The sequence below is a fragment of the Halobacillus sp. BBL2006 genome, from assembly GCF_000786645.1.
Taxonomy (GTDB): Bacteria; Bacillota; Bacilli; order Bacillales; family Halobacillaceae; genus Halobacillus.
The window spans coordinates 1-10,400 of the sequence record NZ_JRNX01000181.1; the positions used below are offsets into that span (position 1 = coordinate 1).

Annotated in this window: 14 protein-coding genes; 2 read left to right on the forward strand and 12 right to left on the reverse strand. The window is 42.0% G+C overall.

Features of this window, described 5'->3' with window-relative positions:
* Positions 1-208: 208 nt before the first annotated feature.
* The 4 genes from LD39_RS06450 to LD39_RS06465 form a co-directional block, all read right to left on the reverse strand.
* Entirely contained in the window at positions 209-820 is a 612-nt protein-coding gene (locus tag LD39_RS06450) for a metal-dependent hydrolase (protein WP_035544181.1), read from the reverse strand.
* A 75-nt stretch (positions 821-895) separates the two neighbouring features.
* Positions 896-1,180: a hypothetical protein gene (locus LD39_RS06455; protein ID WP_035544182.1), complete on the reverse strand. Its 285-nt coding sequence runs from the start codon at positions 1,178-1,180 to the stop codon at positions 896-898.
* A 190-nt stretch (positions 1,181-1,370) separates the two neighbouring features.
* Positions 1,371-1,787, reverse strand: coding sequence for an organic hydroperoxide resistance protein (locus LD39_RS06460; protein ID WP_035544184.1), 417 nt, complete (start codon positions 1,785-1,787; stop codon positions 1,371-1,373).
* A gap of 76 nt (positions 1,788-1,863) precedes the next feature.
* The gene (locus LD39_RS06465; protein ID WP_035544185.1) at positions 1,864-2,145 is read right to left on the reverse strand and encodes a YkvA family protein; all 282 of its coding nucleotides are present in this window, start codon (positions 2,143-2,145) and stop codon (positions 1,864-1,866) included.
* A gap of 312 nt (positions 2,146-2,457) precedes the next feature.
* Between LD39_RS06465 and LD39_RS06470 the strand changes: the two genes are divergently transcribed.
* The gene (locus LD39_RS06470) at positions 2,458-3,009 is read left to right on the forward strand and encodes an NADPH-dependent FMN reductase (RefSeq protein ID WP_035544187.1); all 552 of its coding nucleotides are present in this window, start codon (positions 2,458-2,460) and stop codon (positions 3,007-3,009) included.
* A 29-nt stretch (positions 3,010-3,038) separates the two neighbouring features.
* On the opposite strand, the gene LD39_RS23830 is transcribed toward LD39_RS06470, so the two are convergent.
* Entirely contained in the window at positions 3,039-3,668 is a 630-nt protein-coding gene (locus tag LD39_RS23830) for a lytic transglycosylase domain-containing protein (RefSeq protein ID WP_052158754.1), read from the reverse strand.
* 575 nt (positions 3,669-4,243) lie between these two features.
* On the opposite strand from LD39_RS23830, the gene LD39_RS06480 reads away from it, so the two are divergent.
* On the forward strand, positions 4,244-4,441 hold the full coding sequence (locus LD39_RS06480) for a hypothetical protein (protein ID WP_035544193.1): 198 nt from the start codon (positions 4,244-4,246) through the stop codon (positions 4,439-4,441).
* A 56-nt stretch (positions 4,442-4,497) separates the two neighbouring features.
* On the opposite strand, the gene LD39_RS06485 is transcribed toward LD39_RS06480, so the two are convergent.
* From LD39_RS06485 to LD39_RS06510, 7 genes are all read right to left on the reverse strand, one after another.
* Positions 4,498-5,382, reverse strand: a complete 885-nt coding sequence (locus LD39_RS06485; protein WP_035544195.1) for a diacylglycerol kinase family protein — start codon at positions 5,380-5,382, stop codon at positions 4,498-4,500.
* Positions 5,383-5,451: 69 nt separating this feature from the next.
* The gene (locus LD39_RS06490; RefSeq protein WP_035544197.1) at positions 5,452-5,922 is read right to left on the reverse strand and encodes a GNAT family N-acetyltransferase; all 471 of its coding nucleotides are present in this window, start codon (positions 5,920-5,922) and stop codon (positions 5,452-5,454) included.
* A 24-nt stretch (positions 5,923-5,946) separates the two neighbouring features.
* Positions 5,947-6,222 carry a GNAT family N-acetyltransferase gene (locus tag LD39_RS06495; RefSeq protein ID WP_035544199.1) on the reverse strand — a complete coding sequence of 92 codons (276 nt, stop codon included), beginning with the start codon at positions 6,220-6,222 and terminating at the stop codon, positions 5,947-5,949.
* A gap of 250 nt (positions 6,223-6,472) precedes the next feature.
* Complete coding sequence (locus LD39_RS22530; protein WP_156112579.1) at positions 6,473-6,619, reverse strand: hypothetical protein; 147 nt, start codon at positions 6,617-6,619, stop codon at positions 6,473-6,475.
* Entirely contained in the window at positions 6,619-8,061 is a 1,443-nt protein-coding gene (locus tag LD39_RS06500) for a carbon starvation protein A (RefSeq protein WP_035544200.1), read from the reverse strand. Before LD39_RS06500 ends, LD39_RS22530 begins: the two co-directional genes overlap by 1 nt.
* Before the next feature lie 139 nt (positions 8,062-8,200).
* Positions 8,201-8,935, reverse strand: coding sequence for a LytTR family DNA-binding domain-containing protein (locus tag LD39_RS06505; RefSeq protein ID WP_035544203.1), 735 nt, complete (start codon positions 8,933-8,935; stop codon positions 8,201-8,203).
* Positions 8,932-10,400, reverse strand: a 1,469-nt coding sequence (locus LD39_RS06510; protein ID WP_035544206.1) for a LytS/YhcK type 5TM receptor domain-containing protein, incomplete at its 5' end; no start/stop codon positions are given. The genes LD39_RS06510 and LD39_RS06505, both read right to left, overlap by 4 nt.

Below are 10,400 nucleotides of genomic sequence, written 5' to 3' on the forward strand. Positions count from 1 at the left end.
TAGAGGAGGCTTGCCGTCTTCCCCGCGGAAAGCGACCGGTTTCCAGACCACCATTCGTCACCATAAAAGTCTCGAAACTAAGTCTTCTGGAATAGGGAGCTTTAATGAAATAACTAATTGAACTTTCTACTAGTAGATCTCTAGGATTAAACAAAGATTAACCTATAAAAATAAAAGACTCCTGCCCTGCAAAAGACAGAAGACTCTATTAAAAAATCGTTGAGGTAAGAAACCAGACATTCCATATGACCAGACTGTACACAATCATTCTTTCAATGTGTGAGCCCGTCCTAAAGGTAAATAAAAACTGGACATGCTTCTTAGAAATTGGATAGACAAGCGGAATACCTTTTTTCGTTATGTAATCGGCAAACAGATGAGAAATCACACCTATAATAAGTCCACTCAAATAAAACCAAGGGATATAGAACAACTTCTCTATTATTAGGCTATAAAACACTAACAAGAGAACGAAAAGTAAAGAGTGAGTCATTTTTCGATGACTGCGAATCATAATCAATACCGGAAGAAGAAGCATGACGAATACTTTCAATTGGTTCCTGTACATGTCCAAATATTGTGGTACGAATAAGTAGCACAGGAGAGCCACGGAAAATAATATCATCAACCCTCTCCAAAACTTCCTTCCCAATCTTGAGGTGGGGGTGTCAATATCAGGAAGTAACGATCCGAAGATGACAAAAACAAAAAATAGTACAGTCTGAAATGGTCGGTCATATGTAATCTCTAACTGCGGGAGTAAGGTCAGAGCCCCCACTCCAAAGGTAAATCCAACGACTTGGTGTCCTGGTGCCAACATGATACTTCGAGTCCTTTCTACTAAACATACTTCTCCTACGTAAAAAATAGCCCACAAAGAGTGCGGGCTTTTATCTTAGCAATCTTTCTCAGGGAGGCCGAGCATTTGGAATTTCGGTCCTTCCATCGTCTGTTTTCCTTCAATCGTCAGGGATTCAGTCAAATGAATGATTCGGCGGTCAATCGCTACTGGGATAGAGTTGATGTGATGTAGGTCGTCATCTGCCTCCGGCTCACCTATCGTCATACCAATGTCTGGCTCGCCACAGCCATATCCGGCAAAAAACAGGCGCAAACAGCCTGCGTCTTCCTCTTCTAGTATTGGATTCAACAAGTCCCGAGCTTGATCAGTAATCTTCATAATTGTTCTCTCCTTCGTTTCTAAAATACCACATTTCAAGGCGGTACCTGAAGTGAAAAAGCTTTTTTGATATAAGTATTATTCCCTAAATTCACAGCATTGTTGCTTCTTTATCTGAAGGATGGCGGAAGCTCATCAGTCCAAATAAAAAACCTCCGGAGGATTTCCGGAGGCTTCTGCTTTTCTTATATTATACAGCTTGAGGTTTAAGCTCTACATCAATGTTGCCGCGTGTAGCTTTAGAATAAGGGCAAACTTTGTGTGCTTCTTTTGCAAGCTCTTCCGCTTCTTCCTGAGAAACACCCTTCACTTTCACATTAAGCACAACGCCTATTTTAAAGCCATTATCTGCCTCGTCTTTAAGCAGGCTGACGTCAGCAGTGATCTCTGATTCGATATCTTTTTTCTTTTTACTTGCTACAAGGTTCAACGCGCCGTCATAGCAAGCTGAATAAGTAGCTGCGAATAGTTGTTCTGGGTTGGAGCCTTTTTCATCACTCTCACCAGGCATGACTAGATTCAGGTCGATCAAACCATCTTCTGATTTTACATGACCATTACGGCCGCCTTGTGCAGTTGCAGATGAAGTAAACATTACGTTACTCAATATCATCACTCCTTAGAATTGATTTATAATCATTCACAACATTATCTTACCTCTTCTAGTCATTCATTAAACCTTCCTACTCTTCCTCTAACCGGTATTCTTCTTTCAATGATTCAGGAGCCATTTTCACCATCAATTGCATAATATACGTAAAGATGGCTACATCATCGACGATTCCGAAGAAAAGAAGGAAATCAGGAATAATATCCCACGGGAACAAAATGTAGGCAAACAAAAAGAGGATAGACATCCACTTTTTCTGGTTACTGACCTCTTTTGATTGAAAAAATCGAATCATAAAAGGAATAGATTTTCTAATATTGAATACAAATTTAACCCTTCGCCATAAACGCAGCACACATCTTCATCCTTTCAAAAAATCTCTTCATATATATACCCTTTCCCCACTTCCAATACCCTTACTGTCACAATTGCTTAATTAAAACGTATGCTTTAACATAAAAAGAAAAGCGAAAGCGCCTTGGCAGCCCCGACAAGCATAAGACCCGCTGTGGAGTGATCAGGTGGTTGTCTTATGATCTCGAGGGTCTAGGCGTTGCAACTAGATATGAAAAGCGGAAGCGCCTGTTTAGACTTCCTGCTACGGACAAATACTAAATTTATTCTACATAATGATAAAGATTGAGGAGAAAAAGGGGAGACACGGAACATGAAGATTTTACTATTAAATGGAACGATTGTCGGCAATAAGACTAGAACCCTGCTCGAAGAAATCGATAAATATATTGAAGAGCTTCCACATAAATATGAAACAAAAATCATCGATCTGGAAAATTACGAGCTTCAATTCGTGGATGGACGTCCGACAGACCAGTATAATGAAGATATGCAGCAGCTGATTAAGGAATTGGAAGATGCTGATGCCTATGTTATCGCCACTCCTATTTTCCAAGGATCAATTCCAGGAACATTGAAGAATGTATTTGATGCGGTTTCTCCACTAGCTATGCGCTATAAGCCTGTTTCAATCGTAGCTAACGGCGGTACGCTTCAACACCATTTAGTTATAGAAAACCAATTAAAACCGATTTTGAATTATTTCCGATGCATGGTCACCCCGAACTATGTGTATACCCATACCAATCACTTCTCCACTCAGGGGGAACTTATTGATGAGGATGTTCGTAATCGTCTGCAAGAAATGACGAAAGTGTTCAATCAATATATGCAGATGAGCCAAGAAATCGAATCTGATAAGTAAAAAAGCTTGCCATTAGTGGCAAGCTTTTTCTATACATGTTTAAGTACTTTCGTTACATAGTTCTGAGTTTCTTGGAACGGTGGAACTCCCCCATATTTATCCACATTGCCCGGCCCTGCATTATAGGCGGCAACTGCTAGTTGAGAGTTTCCGTTATAACGGTCGAGCATTTGTTTTAAATATTTAGTTCCTCCCATGACGTTCTGTTCCGGATCAAATGGATCCGTTACGCCCAGACCGCGTGCGGTTGCTGGCATGAGCTGCATCAATCCCTGCGCTCCCGCATGGCTAACGATACTAGAGTCAAAGTTAGATTCAGCTTTTACAACAGAACGAATCAATTGTTCACTTACTCCATATTTCACAGAAGCTTTTTGAATAATCCGTTCTATATTCTGATCCCCACTTGAAACTTTAGGAGCAGTACTCTCATTCAATTGCTTAATATGTATCAGTTGAGGTTGAAACGCATTCATGCTCGTCATGTTCGATTGAGATTTTGGCTTCATTATTGACTGAGGCTGCTGTGATATATAAGCGTTCAACATGCTCTGAAAAGTCAAATCTCTTAAACTGCTTGAGTATGATTCCCCAGAATTTCCTTGAAGCATCGACATTGCCTGCATTTGGATCATGTATTGCCATTGATTGATTTCCATCGATCCACCTCACTAGCTTGTTTATGACATAATTTTACCCTATTCAGTAAGCATAGACAACGCAATTAGGAAATGTTCATCCACCTTTACCAAATGAAGTAAAAAGTTGCGAAAAAACACACTCCAAACTAGCATTCATTTACAACTTCGGACCGACTTTTTCCCAAAGCAGAAGACGGTCATATAATGATACAATATAGTTATCAAAAGAGATTACGATCTATTTCACGCCAATAAACCGTTTAAATGTTTATGGGGTGGAATGGATTCAGGAAATTCTGGTCTAAATTGTGACGCTTTGGTACTCTCTTTTGTCTCTTACGTCGAATCACCCTAATCTATTTTTCCCCGCCAGGAAAAATAGACCTGTAGATTTCATGGTAGGTCTCCCTCAATCGAAGGTACGCTGCCATACCCCTTTTTGTTTATCAAAAAGGGTTTTTTTTATTCGACTATTCACTCTATAAATCTAGCTTGTCCATCTAAGTCCCTCCTGTAGCAACAAATTTTTTTGTTCATAAGGTAAATATCGGAGTTGTATGAGCATATATTGTTCGTAAAGGAGGGATGAAGAAATGAACTTCAATCTTGATAAGAATGTATTCTTGTATTTAGCGGCAGTGGTGGCGAGTTACTTCTTAATTGGTTTATCAGCTGATGCAGCAGTCACAGGTTTCTTCGAAGATTTATTCTTTTATGTCGGAGCAATAGCCATGGCCTTATTCTCATTTGTCATCATATTCCTTTCTCTCTTCAGCTTCTTCAAAAATTAGCAAAAAAGCTGTCTTCGATGGTCTGTAAACAGACCGATCGTGAGACAGCTTTTTATTTATTCAACAACGACATTAATATGGGAAGGCTTTACATCTATCGATACAGGGAGCGGATCTCCCTCTTCTCCATCTACATTGGTGACGAGTTCATTTTCTGAATAGATGTCTAAATGTTGCGCTGTAAAATACTCAACATCCTCCTGATTCTTTAACTTCCCTTTCATAATGGCGGTCACTATGGAAGCTAAGCGAATCATACTGACATTTTTTATAATGTAACAGTGCAGCAGACCATCATTCACTTCCGCCTGTGGAGATAGCCTTTCTATTCCTCCCGTTGAGTTCGTAAGGGCTGCTAAGAACAAAAAGCATTCACCTTCCCAAGACTGCCCCTCCCCATACTCTAGACGTAAAGGATAACCTTCTTTAGAGGATAACGTCTTGAATCCTTCCATAACGTAGGCCAGTGGACCGAATTTTGTTTTTTGTTCTGGTGTCACTTCATAGGTCGCTTCTGCGATGGAGCCGATAGCGACGATGTTTACAAAGTAGCGATCATTGAACTTGCCAATGTCTACTTTTTTGCTACGGTCAGAGCGTAGGGATTGAATCGCTTCTTTAGGTTCCAGTGGAATCTGCAGTGCTCTTGCAAAATCATTGACTGTACCTAGCGGGATAATTCCGAGCTTAGGACGGTGGGACTGATCCACCATTCCGTTGATCGTTTCATTAAGGGTTCCGTCTCCCCCAAGGGACACGACAAGGTCGAATTCATTAGTACAAGCATCCTGGCAAAACTTTGTTGCATCCAATTCCTTTTCCGTTTGTGCTATTTCGACTTTATACTCTTTATCTTCCAAAATAGATTGTATTTCATCTACATAATCTAAAGCTTCTTCTTTCCCCGATGAAGGGTTAACAATCACCATTGCTCTTTTCAAACTGATTCCTCCTCCACACACATTGATATACATATTCCTTATTCATGAGGGGAAGAAACTATGAACCTGTTATTTTTTCGTAAATTTATACAGCGCGCTTACAGAAGTGAAGCCCACTGATTCAATGAATGCTGCCGCTGTCCTGGGATGACCAGAAGCAAAGTGCATTTGTATACTCGTCAGTTCCCTCTTGTTCATCCATTCGATTAACTGGCGGCAAAGTTCGGTTCCAATACCTTCACGTCGATAAAATTCATCCACAAACAGTTCTTCCACAAGTCCATAGGAACTTCCATCAGTATGCTCATGGATGGTTCCCCATATATAGCCAACAACTTTGTCTTCGACCTCAGCAACCAGTAATTTTTCATCATTCCGATTCGCTATAAAACGGTCAGCTGCCCAGTATTTTCGTTCTAAAAGGCGCTCATCTAATGAAAGATCGGATGTCTGTTCTTTATAGGCATGATGAAAAAATTCGATCGCATAACGAGTGAAGTGCATTAAATCTTTTTCCTGAGGCTCACGAATGACCGCCACAAAACCACTTCCTCTACATAGTTCTTACTTTTTCCACACCACATGATATTCTGGGGTATCTTTGATGACATCACGCGCAAAAGGACACTCAGGATCAATCTGCAATTTATTTTTCCTTGCATAATTCACTGCATGATCAACGAGCTCTGTCGCCAGCCCCTGATTCCGTGCGGAAGGTTCCACAACTGTACTCGTGATTATCATCGTATCCCCCTCCTCATCGAATGCTAAAAATGCGACTGGAGATGATTGCTCTCCTATATAAAATCGACCACGTTCTTCTTGAATCGTATGTTCCACGCTATCTCTCCTTTCCTATATTACCCATACCCTGCTTTTCCATGAGCTATTCAATAATTAAGTGTGGAAGCGACTTTACAGACCCGACAAGCTTAAGACACTTACCACCATGATGCTCCTTTCTTCATGGAGGTAAGTGGCTTAAGACCTCGAGGGGCTAGGAGTTGCAACCGGATAAATTAAGTGTAAAAGCGACTATTCATCTGTAAATAAAAAATCATCCACCAGAAGGTACTGATGGATGATTGGTTCATAACCAGTAATAGCCGAGCGATCCAAGGACGATCAAGATACTGATGACTTTCATCCAGAACGGGATACTCTCTTTTTCCGCTTGATTGATCTCCTCTTCTTTTTGTTTTACTTCTTCGTGATAATTCGGACTGCAGCACCCCATCAGGCTGTCGGTTTCAGCTCTTCTTCAAGAGGAATATTCTTGTCTAAGCCACGGCGAGCAGCGATGAAGAAAGCTGTTACAATTGCAACCGTAATGATCGCTGCAACGATGTACGACACATTCAACGGCAATCCGAATCCAATCGGTGCGTTAAGAATATAAGAGAACGTCGCCATCGTCATGAACGTTGCAGGAATAGCAGCAATAAAATAATTCTTTCTGGATAAGAACAAGTACATGGCTCCTACCCATAGGGCAATCACAGCTGTAGACTGGTTCGCCCAGGAGAAGTATCTCCAAAGTAGGGTGAAATCAATTTTTGTGAGAACAAAGGAAATCACAAACATTGGAACAGCTATCCAGATACGGCTTGCCACTTTCTTTTGAGAAACATTCAAGTAATCTGCAATGATCATTCGAGCACTACGGAAAGCCGTATCACCAGAAGTAATCGGTAGAACGATGACTCCAAGAACTGCAAGCGTACCTCCGATAGCTCCAAGCATAGATGTTGAAACTTCGCTTACAACTGCAGCTGGTCCACCACTCGCAAGAATTTCATTCAATCCTCCAGATCCATTGAACAAGCTCATAGCAGCAGCCGCCCAAATCATAGCGATGATCCCTTCTGCAATCATCATGCCGTAGAAGATACGACGACCTTGCTTTTCTTGTTGAGTCGTTCTAGAAATAATCGGAGTTTGGGTAGCATGGAATCCCGAAAGTGCCCCACAAGAAATCGTTAAGAATAAGAGTGGGAAGATTGGCGCGTTATCCGGGTGCATGTTTGTAAAGGAAAGTTCCGGAATAGGTGCACCTGTAAAAACTAGAGAAGCCCCTACCCCAATTGCACTGATTAACAAAAGCGCTCCAAAAATTGGATAGAAACGACCGATGATTTTATCAATCGGCAGCATTGTAGCGAGTAAATAATAAGCGAAAATAGCTGCAAGAATAATCGGCAAGCTCAACCAGCTGCTTGTCATGTTGTGAAGCAGATCTGCTGGTGCCGTTACAAATACGGTTCCTACCAGTACAAGTAATAGAATCGCAAATGCGTTCACTACGTGTTTCATGACTTTTCCTAAAAACTTACCTGCAAGTTCAGGCAAGTGAGCTCCGCGGTTACGGATTGAGATCATCCCGGTTAAATAATCGTGGACAGCCCCTGCAAAAATAGCTCCAAGTACGATCCACAAAAAGGCGACAGGTCCATAAAGGGCACCTAGAATTGGGCCGAAAATCGGACCTACCCCTGCAATATTTAACAATTGTATAAGAGCATTTTTCTTTTGACCCATTGGCAAGTAATCCACGCCATCACTATGCGTGTATGCCGGAGTTTTTCGATCAGTATTGACGCCAAACGTTTTTTCAACATATTTACCGTACGTAAAATAACCAACTACTAAAAGTGCAATACTTACAAGAAACGTAATCACAATAGCTTCCTCCTTCGATTCTTTGTAATCGCTTACATGGATCATATCAAGATAACGCTTACATGTGACGATTTTATGTCTAACATGTCGAATTCTATGTTTAACATGTAAAAAAACCGCCCTCAAAAAAGGTCGGTTTTTACAGTTCAAGCTGTTTTCTTAAATCTTTGACGTAGTTCCGGCTGACAGAGAGCCTATCTTCTTTCCCTTTAAGCTCCAGTTGATAGGCTCCATTAAACCAGGGAGTCAGCCGGTCCACATAATCTAAGTTCACGAGGTAACTTTTATGAATTCGAAAAAAAGGAAATCCTTTCAGGCGCTCTTCAACTTCCTTCAAGGCCCATTTAGTTTCATAAACGTGATTTTTCCCCACAATTTTGGTTACACGATCTTCACGATATACATAGATAATATCTGAAGGGTCAAGGTAATGGATTTCTTCATCTCCCTCTACAGCTAGTTTCGAAGGTCTCGTGGTGGAGGAAGGTTCCGGCGTCTTTGGCTGTAATTTTTTCTCAAGTCTTGCAATGGCATCTCCTAGCTGTTCTTCATCATACGGCTTCAATAAATAATCGACAGCCTCATGACGGAAAGCTTCGACAGCAAAATCTGGAAAAGCTGTGGCAAATACGATGGCCGGCACTTTTTTTAATTCTTGAACAGATTTAGCCACATCCATACCGTTCATCTTCGGCATTTCTACATCCAAAAATATGACGTCAGGCTGCAGCTGGATGGCTTTCATAATAGCTGCATCACCAGATTCAGCCTCTCCAACAATTTCAATGGACGGATAGGGCTTCAGCAAATAAATCAGTTCTTCCCTGCTAAAGCGCTCATCATCCACCACTAGCGCTTTAATGGATCTTTTCATGCGGATACCTCCTCTCTTTTATGAGGGATGAGAAAGGAAATTGTCGTCCCTTGACCAATCTCACTCTCAATGTGTAGCTTGGAGCCTTCTCCATGCATATACTCTAAACGTTTATTGACATTAAAAAGACCGAGGCCTGTCCCCTTTTCTGAGTCTACCTCATTTTCTCCAAGCGCTTGTAATCGTTCAGGAGAGATGCCGCTTCCGTTGTCTTTTATAATGATTTTGACACCTTCGTGAAGATCCTGAATTCGGATGGTAATTTCGCAGTCCCCTTCCTGGTCTTTGATGCCATGTTTTATGCAATTCTCTACAAGAGGCTGCAGCGTCAAAGGCGCTATTTCCACTGAAAGGGCAGATTGTTCAATTTCATAATTCACCTTCAGCTTGTCGACAAAGCGAGTTTCTTCGATAAGCAGGTAGGCTTTGACGTGTTTCAATTCTTCGTCGAGGGTGGTCCATGTTTTCGTTGTTGCCCCTAAGTTTTGACGGAAGAACTTTGATAAAGCGATCAACAGGGAACGGGCACGATCGGGCTCTGTCCTTGTCAGAGACACAATGACGTTTAACGAATTAAAGAGAAAGTGAGGATTCACTTGAGCTTGGAGAGCTTTGACCTCTGCTTCCCTGGCAAGATCCTGGGCTTTTTCTGCTTCAGCAATTTCGAGTTGCTGGCCGAGAAGAGCACTCAGACCCTGGATCAACTCAAGAAGTACATTGGAGACTTCTTTTTCGGAACGCACATAGAATTTGAGCGTTCCAACCACTTCTTGACGGCGTTTCAGCGGGGCGATCACTGCCGCTCCGAGGGGACAATTCGGGTGATTGCAATTAATGTCATGATGCTTAGCGACAATCATTTTCCCTTGCTGAATCACTTCCCTTGTGGCATGGGTTTGAATGGCCTCCCCGGCTTTGTGATGATCATCCGCCTGACCAACATGTGCAAGAATCCTTTCTTTATCTGTCATCGAAATGGCACTGACATCGACTTCTTCATAAATGATCTGGCATGCTTTTTGAGCCGAGTCCTTCGTCAGTCCTTTTCTCAAATAGGCGACCGTAGACTCAGCGAGACGCAATGCTTTTTGGGCTTGAAAAGCACCTGCTTTTTCTTCTTCATTCAACACGTTCCTTATAATGAGCAAGAAAAGCGCAGATCCTACCCCATTTGCCAGGATCATTGGTATTCCGATTTCCTGTACAAGCTCCCATGCTCTCATGAATGGTTTGGAAACGGCCAAAATAATGCCCATCTGCACCGTTTCAGCAAGGCCGCCAATCAATAAGGCTGTCTTAAGCTTGAGCGGTTTATCTTTTTTATGGAAAAATCCTGCAAGGGCACCGGCCACGACAGCTGATATTCCGCATGCGAATCCAGTGAAGCCGCCGAGCGAGAAACGGTGCAATCCGGCAATTAGCCCTGCCCCAATTCCAATTCGGTAGCCTCCGAATAACCCCGCCG

What these genes read in the sequence shown, in the direction of transcription:
- LD39_RS06450 (WP_035544181.1), bottom strand. Translation starts at nt 820, where the DNA reads ATGTTGGCACCAGGACACCAAGTCGTTGGATTTACCTTTGGAGTGGGG.
- LD39_RS06455 (WP_035544182.1), bottom strand. Translation starts at nt 1,180, where the DNA reads ATGAAGATTACTGATCAAGCTCGGGACTTGTTGAATCCAATACTAGAA.
- LD39_RS06470 (WP_035544187.1), top strand. Translation starts at nt 2,458, where the DNA reads ATGAAGATTTTACTATTAAATGGAACGATTGTCGGCAATAAGACTAGA.
- LD39_RS23830 (WP_052158754.1), bottom strand. Translation starts at nt 3,668, where the DNA reads ATGGAAATCAATCAATGGCAATACATGATCCAAATGCAGGCAATGTCG.
- LD39_RS06480 (WP_035544193.1), top strand. Translation starts at nt 4,244, where the DNA reads ATGAACTTCAATCTTGATAAGAATGTATTCTTGTATTTAGCGGCAGTG.
- LD39_RS22530 (WP_156112579.1), bottom strand. Translation starts at nt 6,619, where the DNA reads ATGGGGTGCTGCAGTCCGAATTATCACGAAGAAGTAAAACAAAAAGAA.
- LD39_RS06505 (WP_035544203.1), bottom strand. Translation starts at nt 8,935, where the DNA reads ATGAAAAGATCCATTAAAGCGCTAGTGGTGGATGATGAGCGCTTTAGC.